Here is a 20,934-nt window from a genome sequence, read left to right on the forward strand (position 1 = left end):
CCTTCGATCATTTGACAACAATCGAAGTGTAGCTCCATCATGGCCGCATGACGATTCGACGATCATCTAATGATCGGCTGGGGGTCCTGCTCGTCTTCGCGATCGGCACGTTCACCGTCGGCACCGACGCTTTCGTGCTCAACGGCCTGCTGCCCGCCATCGCCGCCGACCTGCACGTGACGGAGTCCGTCGCGGGCCAGCTCGCCACGGTCTTCGCCCTGACGTACGCGGTCGCGTCGCCGCTCATCGCCGCGTTCACCGGCACCTGGGACCGCCGGTGGGTGCTGGCGGGCGGCATGGTGCTGTTCACCGCCGGCATGGCGGGCCAGGCGCTCGGCGCGTCGTTCGCCGTGGTCGCCCTCGCCCGGCTGGTCGCGGCGGTCGGCGCGGCCGCGTTCCAGTCCAACGCCTACGTCCTCGCCGGGGCGTTGTCCTCCGCCGAGCGGCGGGGCCGGGCGCTGGCCACGGTCGCCGCCGGCATGAGCGTGTCGACGGTGCTCGGCGTGCCGATCGGGGTGCTGGCCGGGACGTGGTTCGGCTGGCGTGCGGTGATGTGGGGCATCGGGGTGGTGGCGGTCGTCGTCGCGGTGCTGATCCCGGTCATCCCCGAGGTCCGGGTGCCCGCGGCGGGGCTGCGGGAGCGGCTCGCCGTCGTCGTGCGCCCGGCCGTGGCCCGGGTCCTGCTGGTGACGGTCCTTGGCACGCTCGCCGGGTTCACCGTCTTCGTCTACCTGCCGGTGCTGGTCGCCCCGGTGGCGAGCGGGGCCGTGCTGTCGTGGGTGCTGGTCGGCTTCGGGCTCGGCCAGCTCGCCGGGACGACGGTGACCGGCCGGGCCACCGACCGCCTCGGCCCGGCGCGCGTCCGCGCGGTTTCGCTGGCCGGAACCGCGGTGGCGCTCCTCGTCGTGGACCTCGCGGTCCGGTCGCTGCCCGGCGCCCTGCTGTTCGCGCTCTTCGCCGGGGCGTTCGGGGGGATGCTGATGGTGCCGCAGCAGCACCGGCTCTTCACGGTCGCGCCGGACGTCCCGACCGTGGCGCTCGGGGTGAACGGCTCGGCGATCTACGTCGGCGGCGCGCTCGGTTCGGCGCTCGGCGGCGTCGTCCTCGCCGCCGTGGGAGCGTCGTGGATCGGCCCGGCCGGCGCGCTCGCCGCCGTCGCCGCGCTCGCGCTGTGCGTCAACCGGACAGCTTCGCCGACCACTTCTCTTCGATCCGCCCGAACCGCCACACCGCCAGCGCGACGATCCAGGTCAGCATGAACAGCCCGACGATCCCGAACCCGACGTAGTCCAGGTTCACCGAGGCGATCGCGGCCAGCGGCCCGGACCTGATGTTCAGCTTCTCGGCGAGGATCGACACCAGTTCGATGGTCCCGATGAGCAGCGCCACCGCGACCGACAGCGCGGTCACCGTGATGTTGTAGAAGATCTTGCGCACCGGCTTGGCGAACGCCCAGCCGTAGGCGAAGTTCATGAAGCAGCCGTCCACGGTGTCGAACAGGGTCATCCCGGCGGCGAACAGGATCGGCAGCACGAGGATCGCGTACCAGGGGAGGGCGAACGTCGCCGCGCCCGCGGCCAGCACGAGCAGCCCGACCTCGGTCGCGGTGTCGAAGCCCAGCCCGAACAGCAGCCCGACCGGGTAGATGTGCCACGGCTTGCGCACGGCCTTCGTCGCGCCGCGCAGCAGCCGGTTCATCATCCCGCGGTTGTCCAGCTGGTGCTCCAGCGCGGCTTCGTCGAAGTCGCCGCGGCGCATCCTCCGGAAGACCCGCAGGATCCCGACCAGCACGACCAGGTTCAGGATGGCGATCACGTACAGGAACACGCCGGACACCGACGTCCCGATCACCCCGGTGGCCTGGTGCAACGCCGACGAGTCGTCCTCGACCTGGCCGGCCAGCGCGCGGACGCCCAGCGACAGCAGCAGGCACAGCGCGAAGACGATCGTGGAGTGCCCGAGGGAGAACCAGAACCCGACCGACAGCGGCCGCTGCCCGTCGGCCATCAGCTTGCGGGTCGTGTTGTCGATCGCGGCGATGTGGTCGGCGTCGAACGCGTGCCGCATGCCGAGCGTGAACGCCGTGACACCCAGGCCGATGCCGAACACGCCGGACGCGCCCAGCGCGTAGTGGTGCGGTGCGACGAACGCCGTGAGCACGCCCCAGCCCACGACGTTCAGCAGCAGGACGAAGCCGGCCATCGCGCCGATCGACACCCACTCGCGACGCGAAAGCCCGCGCCGCGAGTCCTCCGTGGTACCCGCCATGCCCACCCGCCTTCCCTCTCATCTGAGAGATTAGACAGGTGAACAGATAAGAAGCTAGCTCGCGCGCACCCGCACGAGGTCCAGCGCCTTCCGCACGTGCCCGCCCGACGCGTGCAGAGCCTTCGCGGCGCTCTTGACGTCCTCACCGGACAGCAAGTGCACCAGCGCCACCTTGAGGTCGCCCCCGGCCTCGGTGAGCGCGTCCGAGCAGTCCGCCATCGTCATGCCGGTGGCTTCCTGCAGGATCCGGATGGTCCGGCCGCGCAGCTTCGCGTTCGTCGCCCGCATGCTGACCATCAGGTTGGAGTAGGTCCGGCCCAGCTTGATCATCGTCGCCGTCGAGAACGACGTGAGGATCATCTTCTGCGCCGTGCCCGCCTTCATTCGGGTCGACCCGGCGATCGCCTCCGGCCCGGTGTCGACGGCGATGAGCACGTCGACGCCCGCCGGCTTGGCGGCCTTCGGGTTGCCCGACACCAGCCCGGTCCGGGCGCCCTGACGCGACGCGGCCAGCAACGCGCCCAGCACGTACGGCGTCCTGCCCGACGCCGTCAGCCCGAGCACGAAGTCACCGGGTTGCACCATCGCGGCCATCTCGGCGGCTCCCGCCGCGGAGTCGTCCTCCGCGTTTTCGACGGCGTGCCGCAGGGCGCGCTCGCCGCCGGCGTGGTGCGCGATGAACCAGTCGCCCGGCACGTTGAACGTCGGCACCAGCTCGGCCGCGTCCAGGGTGGCCAGCCGCCCGGACGTGCCCGCGCCGACGTAGTGCACCCGGCCCCCGGCCCGCAGGGCGTCCACCGCGTGGTCCACCGCGCGCGCCACCTGGGGCAGCACCGCGGCCACGGCACCGGGGACCGTGCGGTCCTCGGCGTTGATCGCGCCCAGGATCCCCGCGGTGGACATCAGGTCGATGTCCTGGGTGCGGGGATTGCGGGTCTCGGTCGGCGAATCGACGTGCACCGCCTGCACGGGGACGGTCATCATGCGCCTCACATTTTCTCCGGTCATTACTTGCCGGTTTCCCGCGGACGGCGACGACCGTCCGGCCTGACCCCCAAGCGGTGCGATCCGACGGCGTCCCTGGTCGCGTCCAGCGCGCTGACCGACGCGTCCATGTGCCTCTGCGCGACGCCGATGAACAGGCAGTCGATGACGGTGAGCTGGGCGATCCGGCTCGCCGTGGCACCTGAACGGAACGTGGTTTCCCGGGCCGCGGTCGTCAAAACATGATCGGCGACCTCGGTGATCGGCGAGCGCGGGAAGTTCGTCACGGCGATGGTGATCGCGCCGTGCTCCCGCGCCACGCGCAGCGCCTCGACGGTGTCGGTGGTCGCGCCGGTGTGCGAGACGCCGATCGCGACGTCACCGGGGCTCAGCACCGCGGCCGAGGTGAGCATGATGTGCGTGTCCGACCACGCGAAGCACACGCGGCCGATGCGGTGCAGCTTCTGCTGCAGGTCGGCGGCGACGAACGCGCTGGCGCCCACGCCGTAGACGTCCACGCGGCCGGCGTTCGCGACGACCTCGATCACCCGCTCGAGGGTGGCGACCTCGAGCTGGTCGGCCGTCTCCTCGACGGCACGGGCGTCGGCGAAGCTGACCTTGCCGATCACGGCGGCCAGGTCGTCCTCCGGGCCGATCTCGCCGCCGAGGTTGCGCGTGGTGCGCGCCTCGGTGCGCGCGGTGTCCGCGGCCAGCGCGATGCGCAGCTGCGGGTAGCCGCCGACACCCACCGCCTTGCAGAACCGGGTCACCGTGGTCTCGCTCGTGTTGGCGGCCAGGGCCACCTCGGTGATGCTGCGCCGCGCGACGGACGCGGGGTCGTCCAGCACCACCTTGGCCACGCGCTGTTCGGCGCGGGCCAGGCCGGGGAGCAGCGACCGGATGCGCACCAGCGGGCTGGAGTCGGCGTCCCGTGCGGCCGTCTGGACCGATACGGGCTCGGACTGTGCCGTGCCGATTACGGATTCGGTATCACTCACCGTCGGAAAGTTACTAACCGTTGGCATCTGCGACAAGGCTACCCACACCCTTCGGTCGGATCGCAACCCGTCCGTGTCTGCGGATCTGGATTTGCGATTAATCACTGACCAGAAAGTCGCCAACCAGGTCGACCTTGTTAACGAGGTCAAGCTAACGACTTGGCAACTTAGTGTCGCGGTGCAAGCGGCAAGAGGACGGTAAATTCGGGCTTGTGGTGGACATTCGGCGACCGGTTCGTCACCGAGAGGTCAACTGCCAGCCGTCCGCGGCGAAAACAGCGGGGTCTCGTTCACCGTCGAGGAGTGATCGGCCGCTCTCGGTGACTTTCACACCGTCGACCGAAACACCTCGTCCCGTGTAACTCGGGTCGGTGCTGTAACGCCAGCGGAGACTCAGCGACGCCGCCTGCGGCAGCGTGCCCACCGCCCTCCACCAGGCACGGTGTCCGTGCCCGGAGAGCGACGTCACGATTCCGGAGGGTGCGCCCGGGCCCGAAACCGATAGGGCGATCGGTTGCCAGTTAACGCCGTCGGTGCTGGCCTGCAGCTGAAGTGGATCTCCGCTGCCCTCGGTGTCCACGAAAGCGGCGAACGAGACGCGGGCTTGGGCACTTTGCGTGGTGAATGCCCGAGTACTGAGCGTGGCGACAGCGGTGTTACCCAGCGTGCTCGTCCAGGCGTCCTTCCCGGCCACCGGCCGCACCGCCATGGCCCGGGCCAGCGACGTCGCCCAAACCTGGCGGGCGGTGTTGATCGAGCCCCAGCTCCGGCTCGGGTGCACCCGGTTGGTCAGCAGGATCGCGAACGACCGCGACTCGAGGTCGATGACCAGCGTCGTTCCGGTGAACCCGGTGTGCCCGGCGGTGACCGGCGACGCCAGCGCGCCCATGTACCAGGGCTGGTCGAGCTCGAAGCCGAGGCCGTGCGCGTCGTCCGGGAACTGCTGGTTGTAGTTCGTCAGCAACTGCCGGACGGTCTCCTGCCGCAGGATCCGGTGCCCGCGGTAGCTGCCGCCGTTGACGATCGCCTGGGCGAGGGTGGCCATGTCGCCGGCCGTGCTGAACACGCCGGCGTGCCCGGCCACCCCACCGAGCGACCACGCGTTCTCGTCGTGCACGCTGCCGCGCACCATCCCGCGCGGCGGGTTCGCCTCGAACTCGGTCGCGGCGATCCGGTCCAGCTTCGCCGCGGGCGGGTTGTACCCGGTGTCGGTCATGCCGAGCGGGGCGGTGATCCGGTCGTGGACGACCTTGTCGAGGGACTGGCCGGTCAGCTTCTCGACGATGAAGCCGAGCGTCAGCAGGTTGATGTCGGAGTAGAGGTACGTCGTCCCCGGCTTGTTCTTGAGCGGGCTGTCGAGGACGGCCTGCCGGCGCGACGGGATGTCCGGGTAGCCGGCCCAGAGCGACGGGATCGGATCGGCGTCGAAGCCGGAGACGTGGGTGAGCAGCATCTTGACCGTGATGGCGGCCTTGTCGCCGGTGGCGAACTCCGGGAAGAAGCGGCTCACCGGGGTGTCGATGGTGAGCTGACCGCGTTCGACCAGCTGCATGACCGCGATCGAGGTGAACAGCTTCGAGATCGAAGCCATGTCGAAGATCGTGTCGTTCTTCATCGGGACCTGCTGCTCGGCGGGCAGTTCGGTGCCCTTCGCGTCGGCGTACCGCAGGGCGGCGCCGACGGCGTACCGGTCCACGACCACGCCGTCGTGCGCGAGCAGGCCGACCGCCCCGGAAAAGTGCGGGTGCCCTGAGGTGTCCGGCCTGGTCCAGCCGGCCAGGAAGTCCTCGGCCGCCCTGATCGGCGCGGGGTCGAGGTTGACCTCCTGCGGCCGTCCGTCGCGCAGCGTCGTCCACGGCGGCGCGAACCCCTGCTGCGGCCGGTCGAAGCGGCCGGCCGCCGGATCGTGGCTGGTGATGGCGCTGGCTCCAGAGGTCAACGTGGTCAGTGCGACCAGCACTCCGGTGGCCGCGACGAGCACCTTCCTAGCACGCACGAGTCTCCCCCTCAGCGGTAGAACAGGTAGTGGCGGCGTCTGCGGTCGAACCCGGCCAGCTCGGCCCGCCAGGCGCCGGTGACCTCGTCGACGCCCGCGCCGGCGTCGACCATGGTCCGGAGCCGGTCGGACCCGGACAGCTTGTCGATGTAGTTGTCGGGCCGCCAGGCGAACACGTCCGGGTGCTGGGCCTTGGCCGTGACGAGCATGGCGACGGCGGTGCGGATCGCGTCGAACGCGCGTGGGTCGCTGACGGACAGCTGCACGCCCCCGCACGTCTGGTTGACGAACTTGCTGAACGTCGGGACGAAGTAGGTCTCGCGGAACTTCGCTCCGGGCAGCTGCTCGTCTTCGAGCTTTTCGCGCCAGCGCCAGTCGAGCCCCGGCGCGCCGATGATCTCGAACGGCCGGGTCGTGCCGCGGCCCTCGGAGAACACCGTGCCTTCGAACATCCCGGTGCCCGGGTAGACGAGCGCGGTGTCCGGCGTCGGCATGTTCGGGCTCGGCAGCACCCAGTTCAGCCCGGTCTGCGCGAAGAGCGTGTCGCGCTGCCAGCCGCGGACCTGGACGACGTCGAGCTGCACGTTTTCCTCCGGCAGGAACTCGCCGGCGAAGAAGCGGGCGAGCTCGCCGACGGTCATGCCGTGCTGCTGGGCGATCGGCTGCCGCCCGATGCCGGAGGCGAACTTCGGGTCGAGCACCGGGCCGGCGGCCCGGCCGCCGAGCGGGTTCGGCCGGTCGAGGACGACGAAGGCGGCTTTGACCTGCGCCGCGGCCACCATCGCTGTGTAGAGGGACCAGATGTAGGTGTAGAAGCGCGCGCCGACGTCGGCGATGTCGAAGACGACCGTGTCCACGCCCGCCTTGGTGAACAGCGAAGCGAGCTTCGTCGCGTCGACGCCGTACGCGTCATAGACCGGTACGCCCGTGCGCGGGTCCGTGTAGTCGCCCTCGGACCCGCCGGCCTGCGCGCTGCCGCGGAAGCCGTGCTCGGGGCCGAAGGCCGCCACCGGTTTCACCCCGGCGGCCACCATCGAGTCGACGATGTGGTCGCCGTTCAGCAGGACGCCGGTCGGGTTGGACAGCACGCCGAGCTTGCGCCCCTGCAGCGGCCGCCAGCCCTGCGCGGCCAGCTGCTCCGCGCCGGTCAGGACCCGGTTCGGGCGTCCCTGGGCCTCGGGTTGCGCTCCGGCCACGGCGGAGCCGCCGGCCAGCACCGGCACGGCGAGCGCGCCTGCGCCGAGGAAGTGGCGCCGGTTCAGGGTCACCAGGTCAGCCCGTGGCCGAAGGGGTACTTGACGGTGTGCACGTCGGTGCCCGCGGGGATGTCGACCGGCAGCTTCCCGACCGGCTTGGTCTCGCCGAGGATGACCTTGGCCAGCGCCTCCAGGGTCGGCCCGATGTAGCCGTACGTGGCCAGCCACGTCTTGACGGCGCTCGGGTACCCGGCGTCGTACGGGATCTGCGCGGCGACCGCGACCACCGGCTTGCCGGTGGCCTGCAGCGCGTCCAGGAGCTTGGTCTGCAGGGGGAAGCCGCCGATGTTGTTGGTCAGCACGACGACCAGGTCGGCGCTCTGCGCCTTGGCGACGGCCTGCGCGACCTGGGCGTCCGTCGGGGCCTGGCCGGTCTGGTACGCCGTCGCGGCCGTGCCGTGGGCGGTCAGCTTCTGCGCCAGTGTGGCCGTCGTGGAGACACCCCAGCCGGTGACCAGCGCGGTCGCGGGCTTCTGCCGGAGCGGCAGCACACCGGCATCGTTAGCGACGGCCGTGATGCCGCGGTCGGCGATGTCCTGCGCGGTGGCGAGGTTCGACGGCGTGCCGACCGTCTTCATCACCCGGTCCGGGTCGGCGAACGGCGAGAAGAGGATGCCGCTCTTGAACTTGAGCTTCAGCACGCGCAGCACGCTCTGGTCGATCCGCTGCATCGGAAGGTCACCGGATTTGACGGCGGCGAGCACCGAGTTGATCGCGAGTTCGAGGTGCACCGGCATGAGCAGCTGGTCGACGCCCGCCTTGAGCGCGAGCACCGGGATCTCGGCGTCGCTGTGCAGCTTGCGCACGCCTTCCATCTCGAGGGCGTCGGTGATCACGACGCCGTCGTAGCCGAGTTCCTTCCGCAGGCGGTCGGTGACGATCGGCTTCGACAGCGTGGCGGGCTCGAGCGACGGGTCGAGGCTGGGGAACTGGATGTGCGCGGTCATGATCGAGTCGATGCCGGCCTTGATGGCGGCCTTGAACGGCGGCACGTCGGTGGCCCGCCACTGCGCTTCGGTGCTGTCGATCCGGGGCAGCCCCGTGTGGCTGTCGGTCGGCGCGGCGCCGTGGCCGGGGAAGTGCTTCGAGGTCGCCGCGACGGACTTCTGGAAGCCCTTGACCTCCGCGGTGACGAAGTCGCTGGCCAGGCCGGGCTGCCCGGAGAAGGACCGGACCCCGATGACCGGGTTGACGGGGTTGGAGTTGACGTCCGAATCGGGCGCGAAGTCCTGGTTGATCCCGACGGCGCGCAGCTCGCGGCCGAGGATGGTGGCGGCCTGCGTCGCGCGGCGGGTGTCCCGGCCGGCGGAGATGGCCATCGCGTTCGGGAACTCGGTGGCCGGCGCGCCCATCCGCGTGACGGTGCCGCCCTCCTGGTCGGCGGCGATCTGCAGCGGGATGTGCGCCCCGCTGGTCACGGCCGCTTTCTGGAGGCCGTTGGACAGCTTCGCCACCTGCACGGGGTCGTCGAAGTTGTCGCGCGTGTCGTTGTTGAAGTAGATGACCCCGCCGAGGTGGTACTTCTCGACGACCTGCGCGGGCGTGTCGACACCGAAGTCGGTCTGGTTCTTCGGGTTGACCTCGTCGGCGGTCTTGCCGTTCACCCAGGTGACGAACAGCTGCCCGACCTTCTGCTCCAGCGTCAGCCCCCGCAGCGCCTGCGTGGCGGCGGCCTCGGCCTGCGCGTCCGCGCTCACCCGCGGCGCGCTCGCCGCGGCCGAGACACCCACACCGGTGAAGGCGAGCACCCCCGCGACGGGCAGGGCGAGCGCATGGAACCTCCGATTTCGGGTCGTCACGACCAGCCTCCCAGAAAGTAGCGGGCGCCGTCGGACGTCAGAAATCCACTTGGAGGCGCCAGTATCGGGAAGCTACTCACCGAATCCGGTGATGTCCATCGACCGACCGCACGAACCCGCCAGTCGTACCCGGATCGGTAGCAAACCCCGCACCCGCCGAGTCCCGCCCCCAATCACGCGAGTCCCGCCCCCAGCCACGCGAGTCCCGCCCCCCATCACGCGTGTCGACCCTTCAATCACGCGAGTCGGCTCTCCAATCACGCGTGATGCCCCGCCAATCACATGTGAGGCCTCGCCAGTCACACGAGATGCCCGGAACGTCCCCCCCAAATAGACGAGGCGGCGCCCGTGGCCGAAGCCACGGGCGCCGCCTGCAAGCGCGAACTTCTCGGGCGACCAAGCGTGCAACTCTGGTCGTACCTACATGGACTCGGCGTGTGGCGTCCCACTACGCAGTCCCTAGACGACGAGCCTCCCGCGGCGCGCTGCGCGTGGGTACCCGGAGTCCGCGCACGGAGGTTTGCCGGGGTGGAACAGGCTTCTCTTCTACCTGTTCCCTGGCCGACCGAACGTCCGCACCTACTTTCTACGCCGTGAGCCCGGTCACTTCAAGTGCGCGGACGGGTGCACCGGTACAGAGGCTGGATCGGGTGACACGGGCACCCTGCGCGACGGACAATTCGGGGCTGGGCCAAGCAAAGAGCCCGCCGTGCGGCCGTGTGGGTGGCTGGTGCTCCGTCATCGGGACCGACGGCGACGGTTGAGGCCGTACCAGGTCGCTCCGGCGGCCACCGCGCCGACGCCGAGCGCCACCATCCCGGCCGAGCGGGTCGGGATCCGGGTACGCAGCGACATCGGCCGGTCGAAGGCCAGGATCGGCCAGCCGCGCTCGAGGGCCTCGCGCCGCAGGAGCTTGTCCGGGTTGACCGCGTGCGGGTGCCCGACGACCTCGAGCAGCGGGATGTCGGTGCTCGAGTCGGTGTACGCGAAGCACTCGGCGAGGTCGTAGCCGTACGTGGCGGCGAGCTGCTTCGCGGCGACAGCCTTGTTGGCGCCGTAGCAGTAGAAGTCGACTTCGCCGGAGTAGCGGCCGTCGACGATCTGCATCCGCGTGGCGACGCTCCGGGTCGCCCCGAGCATCTCCGCCACGGGTGCGACGACCTCTTCGCCGGTCGCCGACAGCACGATCACGTCGTGCCCGTCCTCGCGGTGCCGCGCGATCAGCTCCGCCGCCTCCGCGTAGACGAGCGGGTCGACGACGTCGTGCAGGGTCTCGCGGACGATCGCCGAAACCTGGGCGACGTCCCAGCCGGCGCACAGCGCGGAAACCTCGGCGCGCAGCCGCTCGGTTTTGTTCTCGTCGGCACCCGCTAGCGAGAACACCAGCTGCGCGTACGCGCTTCGCAACGCGGCGCGACGGTTGATCAACCCTTCTTTGAGGAGGGGCTTGCTGAACGCCAGCGCGCTCGACGAAGCGATGATCGTCTTGTCCAGGTCGAAGAACGCGGCCACCGCGTGCTCCGGGCCCGGCTTCCGGATGCGCGACGGCGCGCTGCTCGGTTCGGCCACCCTCCCAGGATAGGAGCTTGATCGGAGCGCGTCCCGTTGATCCACCACGCGCGCGTCGCGCCGGACGGAAAATCCATGACAGGCAGGCACTTCGGGCGCGCTGTGCCGTTATCGAACTGTGTGCCTCATCCGGTGCGCGAACCGGCGCCGGGCGGAGTTACAGTGAGGGAGCCCGGTGTCCAACCGGGCCGGTTCAGTCCGACCCCCCGGGGCTGAACCCACGGCGGCCCCCGTCCCTCCCCCCTGGCGGGGGCCGCCCTCTTACCTCCCGTTCGTCTTTTCCCCGTTTGCTTTGCCTTGGCCGGATCGGCGATTTCGGCCGTTTTGCCTTCCGCTTACCTTCGGCAATTCTCCTGCGCTGCGCTAATCGTCGCTCGCTTGGTGAGCGGCAATCTTCGAGTGCGGATGTTCGTGCCCATTTCCGCCGCAGGTGCGTCACGGACAGTTGCGATACTGCCACATTCCGCCGACGGAACCGGCCGTCGGCGGTCTCACGAGCGGCAGTTGTCCACAACACCCCGGTTGTCCACAGCTGCCCGTCCGCCCCGTTGTGCCACCCCGCCCCGCCCGCGACCGTGGAAACCGGGCCACCCACGGCCCGCACCGACGACGGGGGAGGAACACATGACGGGGGAACGACCGCTGGTGATCGCCGCGGACGAGACCGTGCTCGACGAGATACTGCGCGTGGCCGCGGTCGCGGGCTGCGAACTCGACCGCGCCCCGGACCTGACGGCGGCGAGCAGCCACTGGGCTCGTGCGCCACTGGTGGTTCTCGACGAGGAAGCCGTGCGGCACCCACCGGTCCTGCCTCGGCGCGGCGGGATCCTCCTGGTCTGCAAGGGCAGTCCGGGCCCGGCGACGTGGGAGCACGCGTTCCGCGGCGGCGTCGAGCGCGTGATTTCGCTGCCCGACGAGGAGACGGCGTTGGCCGGCGCGTTCGCCGACGTCGTCGAGACGCCGGCGGAGCAACCCGGTCTGGTCCTCGGCGTGGTCGGCGGCCGGGGTGGCGCGGGCGCGTCGGTGTTCGCGGCGACACTGGCGCTGGTGGCCGACCGCGATCCGGGCGGCGCGCTGCTGGTGGACTGCGATCCGCTCAGTGCCGGCCTGGATGTGTTGCTGGGCCTGGAAAAGGCGCCCGGCACGCGCTGGCCGGACGTGCGGCTGAGCGGCCGGGCATCGGTGTCGTCACTGGCCGCGGCGCTGCCCCAGCGGAGCCACCGCGGCGGCAACCTCCCCGTGCTCGCCTTCGGCCCCGAAGGGCAGGGTCCGGACGTCGAGTCGTTGTCGGCGATCCTGACGGCTGGTCGCCGCGCGGGCCGCACGGTGGTGTGCGACCTCCCGCGCAGCCTCGGCGAGGCGGCCGAGGAGGTGGTGCTGAGAGCCGACCTGGTGGTGCTGATGGTGCCGCTGGAGTTCCAGGCCTGTCTGGCGGCGAAGAAAGTCCTGAACCGGCTGTCGAAGCTGACGGCCCGCATCGGCTTGGTGGCGTGCGGACATTCGAAGGATCCGGCTCGCGCGGCCGAGCTGGTCGGCCCGCCCTTGATGGCCTCGATGCCCCGCGAGCGCGGCGTCTCGCGAGCGCTGGAGAACGCCGAATTCCCGGCGAAGTCACGAGGCCCGTTGGCCACGACGGCGGCCGGTATCCTGCAAACGGCCCGCCGCGAAGCCCAGGCGGCCGGCCGATGACCCCCGCGGCCGTCGACCTCCGCCCGGCCACCGCCCCGACCCGGGTGTCGGAGCTGCTGCTGCCGACGGTGCTCAGCCTCTTGAGCCGAAACCCGGAAAGCGCGGCGTTCTTCTCGACGCTTCTCCAGCCGGGCACCCGCGTCACCGCGTCGCGTGAGCGTCCGCCGGCCAGCCCGAACCCCATGGAAAGACGAGCCGGCGCATGACCACCGACTTCGTGGACCGCGTCCGCAACCGCCTGGCCGGCGACCGTCGCCAGGCCGATCCGGTCGCCGTCGCCACCGCTGTCCGCGCCGAAGCAGGCGGCGCCCTCGGCCACGACGCGGTGCTCGATGCGGCTCGCCGGGCCCGCGACGAGTTCGTCGGCGCCGGCCCGCTTGCCCCGCTCCTCGACGATCCGGCGACCACCGACGTGCTCGTCACCGGTCCGGCCGAGGTCTGGACGGACGGCCCGCAGGGTCTCGTCCGCACCGGCATCCGGTTCGACGGCGGCGAAGAAGCCGTCCGCCGCTTGGCCCAGCGCCTCGCCCTCGCGGCCGGACGCCGCCTCGACGACGCCCAGCCCTTCGTCGACGGCTGGCTCCCCGGCACGGGGCCGTACGGCCGCATCCGCGTCCACGCCGTCCTCCCGCCGATCGCAGCGGCCGGCACCTGCTTGTCCCTCCGGGTTCTGCGCCCGGCGACGCACGACCTCACCGCGCTCGGCGAACTCGGCGCGTTCGACGAGGCCGGAGCCAAGCTCCTCCGCAGCGTCGTCTCGCGGCGGATGGCCTTTCTCGTCACCGGCGGCACGGGCGCGGGCAAGACCACGCTCTTGGCCGCGCTGCTGGGCGCCGTCGACCCGGGCGAGCGGATCGTCTGCGTCGAAGACGCCGGCGAACTGCAGCCCGCGCACCCGCAGTTCGTCAGCCTCGTCGCCCGTCCGCCCAATGTGGAGGGTGCGGGCGCGGTCGGCCTGCCCGAGCTCGTGCGCCAGGCGCTGCGCATGCGCCCGGACCGCCTGGTGGTCGGCGAGGTCCGCGGCGCCGAGGTCGGTGCCCTGCTCACCGCGCTGAACACCGGCCACGACGGCGGCGCCTGCACCGTCCACGCCAACTCCCCGGCCGAGGTGCCCGCGCGCATCGAGGCGCTGGCCGCCCTCGGCGGTCTCGGCCGCGATGCCGTGCACAGCCAGCTCGTCGCCGCGATCCGCGTGGTGCTGCACATGCGGCGTGAGCCAGGCGGCCGCCGCCGCCTCGCCGAGGTCGGCGTGCTCCGCGCCGAACACGGCCGGGCGCGAGTCGTGCCGGTGTGGCGCGCGGGCCGCTGGACGGTCGACAGGCACCTGTTCCCGGGGCGGGGGCGATCGCGTGCTGAGTCTCCTGCTGCTGCGGATTTCCCTGCTGCTGAACGCTTTCCCACGTCATCGAAGGAGGCGGAGATGATCACCCCGTGGTTCCCGCTGTGCGTGGGAGCGGCCCTGGCGTGCTGGCCCGCGCCACCGGACCGGCTGCAGCGCATGATCGAGCCGCCGGCCGCTGTCCGGATGCCCCAGGTGTGGCGCATCGCCCGCTGGCTGCTTCCGGCCGCCCTCGCCGGCGTGCTCGCCGGAGCGGGTGGCGCGATCGCCGCCGGCGTGCTGATGCTGGCGTGGCGCCAGGAGTGGCGCGCCCACCGCCGAGCCACCGCGGAGCTGGCGATGGCCGCACACACCGCGACGGCGTTGCGCACGATGGTGGCCGAGCTCCGAGCCGGCGCCCACCCGGTCACGGCAGCGGAAGCCGCCGCGGAGGTGGTCCCGGCCGCGGCGGGCGACCTCCGAGCCCTCGCGACGGCGGCCCGGCTCGACACCGAGCTACGGTCACCGGCCCTTCCGAGTCTGGCCGCGGCGTGGACGCTGGGCCGGCGGCACGGCCTCCCGATGGCCGAGGTCCTCGACGCGGCCCGCCGCGACACCGAAGCAGGCTTGGCGTTCGCCCGCCGGATGCGCGCCAAGCTGGCGGGGCCACGCGCGAGCGCGGCAGTGCTCACCGCCCTGCCGGTGCTCTGTGTCCTGCTCGGGCAGGCCATGGGTGCGGCTCCGCTGCCCGTGCTGACCGGCAGCACGCCGGGCCAGGTGCTGCTGGTCGCCGGGTGCGTCCTCCTCTGGGCGGGCACGGCCTGGTGCCGGGCCCTGACCGGACGGGTGCGGATCCGGTGACCGCAATCGCGCTCCTGTTCTTCGCCGGAGCCTTGCTGACCTGGCCGGACGAAACCATCGCTCGGCGTCTCAACCGCCTGACCGGCGCCCCGAAGCCGGTCCGCAAGGGCCACCGCGCCCTGACGCCCATCGCGGCGGCTGTCGGCGGCGTCTCGATAGCCGTGCTGGCCGGCGGAGCCGCCGGGGTGGTGGCGGGCACGATCGTGACGGCAACCGGGTGGTGGGCAATCCGCCGCACCCGACGGCCACGCCCACCGGCCGCGGACATCGCCACCAAGCTGAGGCTGGCGGGAACGCTCGACCTCCTGGCCGCCTGCCTGCGGGCCGGCCTGCCGGTCCCCTCGGCGCTGGACGCCGTGGCCGTCACCGCACCCCCGGAGGCAAGGGCGGCGCTGAGCTCGACGGCCGGCCTGCTCGCCCTGGGCTCCCGTCCAGGCGAGGCATGGGCGCCGGTGCGAGCCCTCCCCGGTTTCACCGAGCTGGCGGCCACGGCGATCCGAACATCCCGATCGGGCGCAGCCTTCGCCACGGCGGCCGGCGACCTGGCCGGACGTCTCCGCGACGAGCTGGCGACCGAGGCAGAGGAGCGCGCCGAGCGGGCCGGGGTGGCGCTGGCCCTGCCGGTGGGCCTGTGTTTCCTACCGGCCTTCTTCTGCTTGGGCGTATTGCCGGTCGTCCTCGGCCTCGCGGGCCGGCTCAGCCCCCTCTTCTGACCACGAACCCATCGAAGGGAAGCACCCATGCGAGCATTCCGCCGCCGCCCCCGCCCGGACGACGGTTCCACGACGGTCGAGTACGCCATCGTGACGGTCGCCGTCGCGGCCTTCGCCGCCGTCCTCTATTCCCTGCTGACCGGAGACTCGGTGGTCTCGTGGCTGACGAGCTTGGTCATGAAGGCTCTGTCGGTGCCGTCGTGAGAGACAAGGACGAAGGATCGGTGACGGTCGAGGCAGCATTCGGCTTGGCCGGCCTGACGGTGGTGGTGGTCCTGCTGCTGGCGGGCATGGCGGTCCTGACAAGCCAGCTGCGCTGCACGGACGCGGCCCGCGAAGCAGCCCGCCTCCTGGCCAGAGGCCAACCCACCGAGGCGGCGGCCGCGGTCCACGCAATAGCCCCACCAGGCGCAAACCTGACGGTGAACCAGACCGGCGACCAGATAACAGCCAAAGTAACGGCCAACCCGGCCACGATCCTCCCGGCAATCCACCTGTCAGCAACGGCCTACGCGGTAGCCGAGCCGGACACGGAGACAACGAATGGTTAGCGGACACTCAGACCGAGGAGCCGCCACAATCTGGACGGCCTTGGTGGTGACGGCCCTGACGGTGCTGGCAACGCTGGCAGTGTGCTTGGCAGCCGCAGTAACAGCCCGCCACCGAGCAGAGTCAGCAGCCGACCTCGGCGCCCTGGCGGCAGCTTCCCACGCAAGCGAAGGCCCGATCGAGGCGTGCGAGCGCGCGAAGTGGGTGGCCGACCGCATGGCGGTAAGGCTCATGACATGCCGCTGGCAGAACTTGGACGCCCTGGTGGAGGTGGAGGCCCCCACCCCACCCCTGGCGGGATGGCCCAAGCCGGCAGCCCACGCCCGAGCAGGCCCGGCAACCAACTCACCCAGCCGAGCCACAACGGCAGACCTGGGAAACACCCCAGTCCGCCCACCCCAAGGCTGAGCCCCACCGGCGCCCACACCCCACGAACCGGCGACCGCGGCAAGACATCTCGCCGGTCGCGCCAGCCAACTGCTGCTCAGCCACGACCGTGGCCGGTCGCAGGCGATGCCGAGCCACTCCTGGCCTGCACCGGGCAGCGGTGCTCGGCCACGACCGAGGCGGATGGTGGGCCATCGCAAGCCATCCCCGGCCGGGGCGGCCGCTGCTGAGGGCGGCTCTCTCAGCGCTGTTGCGCGGGCCAGCCCCGCGCCGGCGCGGATGAGCCTCTTGCCCACAGCACCCCGGCACTGTCGCAAGTCCGCGACACAGGAAATGGCCTCCCAGGACCCGCCGCTCGCCAAGCCCGCCTTTCGGGTGGCGGGTGTCGCGTGCTCGCGACACCGGACCACCGCTCGCCGGCGCCCGACCGGGTGGTGCTGTCGCATACCCGAGACAGCACCACCCGTCCGGTCCGCCAAGGTGCCTCACCTCGGGGCGATGCCGCGGACTCGCGAAGGTAGGCCGTGACCGCAGGTCGAGGTACCCGACCAGCGCGGAGCCGCGAGTGAGCGAAGGCCACCTGCCGTCGCTCGCCGAGGCGTCTCACTCAGCGGCACTGTCGCGATCTCGCGACACAAGACCGCAGCCGAGCACCCGCCGAACTGTCGCCGATCCTCGACAGGCCACCCGTCGGCCCGGCGGACGCCGACCGGTCGGTATGGGGCGATGACCGGCTGATCCGCGCAGCCGGGCGATGAGCGGCTGATTGTCACGGGCAGCGGTCGTTGGTGCACGGCGAGCGGTCGAATCAGCTGCTCACCTGGGCCGAACGAGCCCGTCCGCCCCGCTGGACCAGCGCCCGGCAGCCCGCGTATCCCGGGGTTTTGCCGCGACGAACGGTCCGTGTGCGGGTGCCGTTCGCCGTCCATCCGCGCTCGGGGGTTCGGTCCGGCCGTATGGATCACTGGGCGTTCATCGCCTCGTAACCACCGGTTGTCGCGCGGGGGTTCCGGGCAATGTGCAACTTGCCGTTAAGTGAGATGTGCGACACCACGACAGGGTCTAGCGGGTCGCGGAGAACCGGAACTTGAAGGCAGGAAACACTAATGTTGGACGCGAATTGGCCGGACAGCTGGCGCGGTGCCTTCCGCATCGAACTGCGGGCGGAGGCGATCGGCCTCGCTTGGCGCGGCTGGCCGGTGCTCCCCGGCGTCGACCCCGCTCCGCTCACCGACGGCGACGACCTCACCTGGCGGCGCCCGGTTCCGGCCATTGACTCCTGGCGCGAGCAGAGCGGCACCCACGCTCACGACGTCGCCACCTGGTTCTCCGACCGCACCCACAGCCTGCTCGTCGCCACCGGCACCGTGCTCGACGCCATCGAGGTCGACGACGAAATCGGCAAGCGCGCCTGCCGCCTCCTGCGCGCCATCGGCCACCCCGCGCCCATCATCGCGCTGCCGAACGGCCGCTGGCTCTTCCTGACCACCGTCGCCGAGCGCATCCCGGCCGAGCTGGCCGAGCGCGCCGCGATCCAGTGGCACGGCAAGGACAGCTACATCCCGCTGCCGCCGTCGCCGTTCCAGCACGGTGTCGTGCACTGGCGCGTCAAGCCCGAGGTCTGCGGCTGGCAGCTGCCGGACGCCGCCGAGGTGCACGACGTCCTCGTGCGGGCCCTGGCCGACGAGCGCGCTCCGCAGCTGGTCCAGTCCAGCGCCGCCTGACCGACCCGACCACCGCCGACGGCCGGTCCCAGCCCGGCCGAGGCGGAGCAGGACACAACTCCATGAACCACCAAGTGGCCGTTCTAGGTGCCGTGTTGACGCAACGCCCCGAGCACGGTTCCCAGCACAGCCACTGCCCCCGCCTTGTCCAGCGGCTCGTTGCCGTTCCCGCACTTCGGCGACTGGACGCAGGACGGGCATCCCGTCGGGCACTCGCAGGAGACGATCGCCTCCCGCGTTGCGGCCAGCCACGGGACAATCGCGGCATAACCGCGTTCGGCAAATCCCGCACCCCCGGGATGCCCGTCATGCACGAACACCGTCGCCTCCCCGGTGTCTTCGTGCCACGCGGTACTCACCCCGCCGATGTCCCACCGGTCGCACGTAGCGAACAGCGGTAGCAGGCCGATCGCCGCGTGCTCGGCGGCATGCAGGGCACCGGGGACCCGTGCCGGAACCAATCCGGCACCCCCCGGTGCCCTGCCACCCTCGTGAACGGGCCCCCGACCGTTCGCCTGGGTCTCCTCCCCGGTCCCCACCGGCCCCGCAGATTCGGTCCCCACCCGATGGCCCCCGGTCCCCACCTCGCCATCGGAACCACCCGAGCCGGCGGAACCGACCGAGCCGGCGGAACCAGCAGAGTCACCGGCACCAGCCGAGCCGGCAGTACCAGCCGAGCCGGCGGAACCGAGCAGCTCACCGGACACCGTGTACCAGACCGCGCGCGTCCGCAGGCTCTGCTCCGGCAGGTCGAGCGGCGTGTGGTCGATGACCTCCCCCGACGGCCGCCGCCTCAGATACCCCACCACCTGCGACGTCACGGCCACCTCGCCGAGGCAGACGCTCACCCCGCCGTAGTCCTGCTTCTCCTGGGTGCTCAGCACCGAGATGTCCACGATCTCGCGCGGCGTCGTCGTCCAGTCCGGGTTCTCCGCGTGCACCAGGGCCAGCCCGGTGTCCAGATCCAGCTCGTCGACGACGTACGACGACCCCTGGTGCAGGTACACCGCGCCGGGGTGCACGGCGAAGCACGCCGACCCCGGGTCGACTGTCCCCAGCATCCGGCCGGAGTCCGATTCGACCACCGCGATCTGCTCGCCGCCGGTGCCGCGGATGCCGACCTCGGCGTGCGGCCGGTCGCGTGACGTCCAGTACCAGCCGCTCGACCGGCGCCGCACCAGCTTCTGCTCCGCCAGCTCGGCCAGCACCTCCTGGGCCGCCGCGCCGCCGAACACCTCCAGCTCCGGCAGCGTCAACGGCAGCTCGGCCACCGCGCAGGCGAGCTGCGGCGCCAGCACATATGGGTTCGCCGGGTCGAGCACCGCCGTCTCCACCGGCCGCGAAAGCAACGCCTCCGGGTGGTGCACCAGGTAGGTGTCGAGCGGATCGTCCCGCGCGACGAACACCACCAGCGCCGAATCGCCCGAACGGCCGGCCCGGCCGGCCTGCTGCCAGAACGACGCCAGCGTGCCCGGGTAGCCGGCCAGCACCACCGCGTCCAGACCCGCGATGTCGACGCCGAGCTCCAGCGCGTTCGTCGTCGCGACCCCCAGCAACCGGCCCGACAACAGCGCGGCCTCCAGCGCGCGACGCTCTTCCGGCAGGTACCCGGACCGGTACGCCGCAACGGTTTCCGCCAGCACCGGGTCCACTTCGGACAGAATGCGCCGAGCACCGAGCGCCGCCAGCTCCGCGCCTCGCCGCGACCGGATGAACGCCAGCGACCGCGCCCCCTCCAGCACCAGATCGGCGAGGATTCGCGACGTCTCCGCCCCGGCCGAACGCCGGACCGGCGCGCCGTTTTCCCCGGTCAGTTCGTCCAGCAGCGGCGGCTCCCACAACGCGACCGTCCGCGCGCCGCGCGGCGAAGCGTCTTCCGTCACGGCGACACAGGACACGCCCGTCAACCGCGAAGCGAACGAAGCAGGCGAAGCAGTCGTCGCCGAAGCCAGCACGAAGACGGGCGAAGCGCCGTAGTGCTCGGCCACCCGCCGAAGCCGGCGAAGCAGCAGAGCGACGTGCGAGCCGAAGACGCCGCGGTAGCTGTGGCACTCGTCGACGACCACGCAGGTGAGCCGCCGGAAGAATGTCGCCCACCGGCCATGTGCCGAGAGGATCCCGCGGTGCAGCATGTCCGGGTTGGTGAACACCCAGTTCGCGTGCGCACGCACCCAGTCGCGCTCCGCCATCGGGGTGTCCCCGTCGAACGCCGCCGCCCGCACCCCCGGCACGTCCAAAGAGGACACCGAACGCAGCTGGTCCGCGCCCAGCGCCTTCGTCGGCGACAGGTACAGCGCGTTCGCCTTCTCGCCCGCGGCCAGCCGGGACAGCACCGGCAGCTGGTAGGCGAGCGACTTGCCCGAGGCCGTCCCGGTCGAGATCACGACATGCCGGCCTTCGTACGCGTGCGAAGCCGCCTCCGCCTGGTGCGCCCAGGGCGCGGAGACGCCGCAGTCACGCAGCGCAGCGACCACCGCGGGATCCGCCCACGACGGCCACTCTGCGTAGCGCGCAGCGCGCCCCGGCAGGTCCGCGACGTGCGTGACCGGGTGCTCGCGCGACGGGGTGCCGGCGGTCACCCGCCTCAGCAGCCGTTGCCCACGTGATTCGTCCACCCGCCGAGCTTGGCACAGGGGTCCGACAGTTCCGCCCGTCCCCAGCTGCGGCAACGGATCGGCGAAAGGGTGATCGATCAAGTGAGGAGGCTCACAAGGTAACGGATTGTACCGTCACTGGGACGGCGTGAAGACGCTGGTTGCGATACCAATACACTCCCGCAATCCACACCCTCTGTGGTGAGCGTCATGTGAGACGTGCATTGCT

At 71.4% G+C, this 20,934-nt stretch carries 17 protein-coding genes and 1 pseudogene; 10 read left to right on the forward strand and 8 right to left on the reverse strand.

Annotated elements, in window-relative coordinates:
- The first annotated feature begins 47 nt into the window (after positions 1 to 47).
- Positions 48 to 1,259, forward strand: coding sequence for an MFS transporter (locus HUT10_RS30275; RefSeq protein WP_254897081.1), 1,212 nt, complete (start codon positions 48 to 50; stop codon positions 1,257 to 1,259).
- Here the strand turns inward: HUT10_RS30275 and HUT10_RS30280 are convergent.
- From HUT10_RS30280 to HUT10_RS30310, 7 genes are all read right to left on the reverse strand, one after another.
- Positions 1,177 to 2,268, reverse strand: a complete 1,092-nt coding sequence (locus tag HUT10_RS30280; RefSeq protein WP_176174306.1) for a HoxN/HupN/NixA family nickel/cobalt transporter — start codon at positions 2,266 to 2,268, stop codon at positions 1,177 to 1,179. The two genes, HUT10_RS30275 and HUT10_RS30280, sit on opposite strands and share 83 nt — an antisense overlap.
- A gap of 54 nt (positions 2,269 to 2,322) precedes the next feature.
- Positions 2,323 to 3,252, reverse strand: coding sequence for an N-acetylmuramic acid 6-phosphate etherase (locus tag HUT10_RS30285; protein WP_176174307.1), 930 nt, complete (start codon positions 3,250 to 3,252; stop codon positions 2,323 to 2,325).
- Between the two features lie 23 nt (positions 3,253 to 3,275).
- Positions 3,276 to 4,250: a MurR/RpiR family transcriptional regulator gene (locus HUT10_RS30290; RefSeq protein WP_254897082.1), complete on the reverse strand. Its 975-nt coding sequence runs from the start codon at positions 4,248 to 4,250 to the stop codon at positions 3,276 to 3,278.
- A gap of 238 nt (positions 4,251 to 4,488) precedes the next feature.
- The gene (locus HUT10_RS30295; RefSeq protein ID WP_176178093.1) at positions 4,489 to 6,210 is read right to left on the reverse strand and encodes a serine hydrolase domain-containing protein; all 1,722 of its coding nucleotides are present in this window, start codon (positions 6,208 to 6,210) and stop codon (positions 4,489 to 4,491) included.
- 47 nt (positions 6,211 to 6,257) lie between these two features.
- Positions 6,258 to 7,514 (reverse strand): exo-beta-N-acetylmuramidase NamZ domain-containing protein, encoded by a 1,257-nt coding sequence (locus HUT10_RS30300; RefSeq protein WP_176174308.1) that lies wholly within the window; start codon positions 7,512 to 7,514, stop codon positions 6,258 to 6,260.
- Positions 7,511 to 9,250 (reverse strand): glycoside hydrolase family 3 protein, encoded by a 1,740-nt coding sequence (locus tag HUT10_RS30305; RefSeq protein ID WP_176178094.1) that lies wholly within the window; start codon positions 9,248 to 9,250, stop codon positions 7,511 to 7,513. Before HUT10_RS30305 ends, HUT10_RS30300 begins: the two co-directional genes overlap by 4 nt.
- A 789-nt stretch (positions 9,251 to 10,039) precedes the next feature.
- Entirely contained in the window at positions 10,040 to 10,870 is an 831-nt protein-coding gene (locus tag HUT10_RS30310; protein ID WP_176174309.1) for an HAD family phosphatase, read from the reverse strand.
- Positions 10,871 to 11,494: 624 nt separating this feature from the next.
- Here HUT10_RS30310 and ssd point away from each other — a divergent pair.
- The 9 genes and pseudogenes from ssd to HUT10_RS30355 all read left to right on the forward strand — a co-directional run bounded on the left by ssd (position 11,495) and on the right by HUT10_RS30355 (position 18,111).
- Positions 11,495 to 12,559, forward strand: a complete 1,065-nt coding sequence (gene ssd, locus HUT10_RS30315; protein WP_176174310.1) for a septum site-determining protein Ssd — start codon at positions 11,495 to 11,497, stop codon at positions 12,557 to 12,559.
- Positions 12,556 to 12,765, forward strand: coding sequence for a hypothetical protein (locus HUT10_RS30320; protein WP_176174311.1), 210 nt, complete (start codon positions 12,556 to 12,558; stop codon positions 12,763 to 12,765). Before ssd ends, HUT10_RS30320 begins: the two co-directional genes overlap by 4 nt.
- Positions 12,762 to 13,889, forward strand: a pseudogene (locus tag HUT10_RS30325) (TadA family conjugal transfer-associated ATPase); the annotation flags it as partial. The gene HUT10_RS30320 and the pseudogene HUT10_RS30325, both read left to right, overlap by 4 nt.
- A 90-nt stretch (positions 13,890 to 13,979) precedes the next feature.
- Positions 13,980 to 14,738, forward strand: a complete 759-nt coding sequence (locus HUT10_RS30330) for a type II secretion system F family protein (protein ID WP_176178095.1) — start codon at positions 13,980 to 13,982, stop codon at positions 14,736 to 14,738.
- A complete protein-coding gene (locus HUT10_RS30335; protein WP_176174312.1) occupies positions 14,735 to 15,451 on the forward strand; it encodes a type II secretion system F family protein in 717 nt (238 codons plus the stop codon). The genes HUT10_RS30330 and HUT10_RS30335 overlap by 4 nt, the downstream gene beginning before the upstream one ends.
- A gap of 27 nt (positions 15,452 to 15,478) precedes the next feature.
- Positions 15,479 to 15,655 (forward strand): DUF4244 domain-containing protein, encoded by a 177-nt coding sequence (locus tag HUT10_RS30340; RefSeq protein ID WP_176174313.1) that lies wholly within the window; start codon positions 15,479 to 15,481, stop codon positions 15,653 to 15,655.
- Positions 15,656 to 15,675: 20 nt separating this feature from the next.
- Positions 15,676 to 16,002 (forward strand): TadE family type IV pilus minor pilin, encoded by a 327-nt coding sequence (locus HUT10_RS30345; RefSeq protein ID WP_176178096.1) that lies wholly within the window; start codon positions 15,676 to 15,678, stop codon positions 16,000 to 16,002.
- Positions 15,995 to 16,408 carry an Rv3654c family TadE-like protein gene (locus tag HUT10_RS30350; RefSeq protein WP_176174314.1) on the forward strand — a complete coding sequence of 138 codons (414 nt, stop codon included), beginning with the start codon at positions 15,995 to 15,997 and terminating at the stop codon, positions 16,406 to 16,408. Before HUT10_RS30345 ends, HUT10_RS30350 begins: the two co-directional genes overlap by 8 nt.
- A gap of 1,085 nt (positions 16,409 to 17,493) precedes the next feature.
- A complete protein-coding gene (locus HUT10_RS30355; RefSeq protein WP_176174315.1) occupies positions 17,494 to 18,111 on the forward strand; it encodes a bifunctional DNA primase/polymerase in 618 nt (205 codons plus the stop codon).
- An 83-nt stretch (positions 18,112 to 18,194) separates the two neighbouring features.
- On the opposite strand, the gene HUT10_RS30360 is transcribed toward HUT10_RS30355, so the two are convergent.
- Positions 18,195 to 20,690 carry a DEAD/DEAH box helicase gene (locus HUT10_RS30360; RefSeq protein WP_176178097.1) on the reverse strand — a complete coding sequence of 832 codons (2,496 nt, stop codon included), beginning with the start codon at positions 20,688 to 20,690 and terminating at the stop codon, positions 18,195 to 18,197.
- Positions 20,691 to 20,934 lie beyond the last annotated feature (244 nt).

It is taken from the genome of Amycolatopsis sp. Hca4, assembly GCF_013364075.1.
Classification (GTDB): Bacteria; Actinomycetota; Actinomycetes; order Mycobacteriales; family Pseudonocardiaceae; genus Amycolatopsis.

What these genes read in the sequence shown, in the direction of transcription:
- HUT10_RS30275 (WP_254897081.1), top strand. Translation starts at nt 48, where the DNA reads ATGACGATTCGACGATCATCTAATGATCGGCTGGGGGTCCTGCTCGTC.
- HUT10_RS30280 (WP_176174306.1), bottom strand. Translation starts at nt 2,268, where the DNA reads ATGGCGGGTACCACGGAGGACTCGCGGCGCGGGCTTTCGCGTCGCGAG.
- HUT10_RS30285 (WP_176174307.1), bottom strand. Translation starts at nt 3,252, where the DNA reads ATGATGACCGTCCCCGTGCAGGCGGTGCACGTCGATTCGCCGACCGAG.
- ssd (WP_176174310.1), top strand. Translation starts at nt 11,495, where the DNA reads ATGACGGGGGAACGACCGCTGGTGATCGCCGCGGACGAGACCGTGCTC.
- HUT10_RS30320 (WP_176174311.1), top strand. Translation starts at nt 12,556, where the DNA reads ATGACCCCCGCGGCCGTCGACCTCCGCCCGGCCACCGCCCCGACCCGG.
- HUT10_RS30330 (WP_176178095.1), top strand. Translation starts at nt 13,980, where the DNA reads ATGATCACCCCGTGGTTCCCGCTGTGCGTGGGAGCGGCCCTGGCGTGC.
- HUT10_RS30340 (WP_176174313.1), top strand. Translation starts at nt 15,479, where the DNA reads ATGCGAGCATTCCGCCGCCGCCCCCGCCCGGACGACGGTTCCACGACG.
- HUT10_RS30350 (WP_176174314.1), top strand. Translation starts at nt 15,995, where the DNA reads ATGGTTAGCGGACACTCAGACCGAGGAGCCGCCACAATCTGGACGGCC.
- HUT10_RS30355 (WP_176174315.1), top strand. Translation starts at nt 17,494, where the DNA reads ATGTTGGACGCGAATTGGCCGGACAGCTGGCGCGGTGCCTTCCGCATC.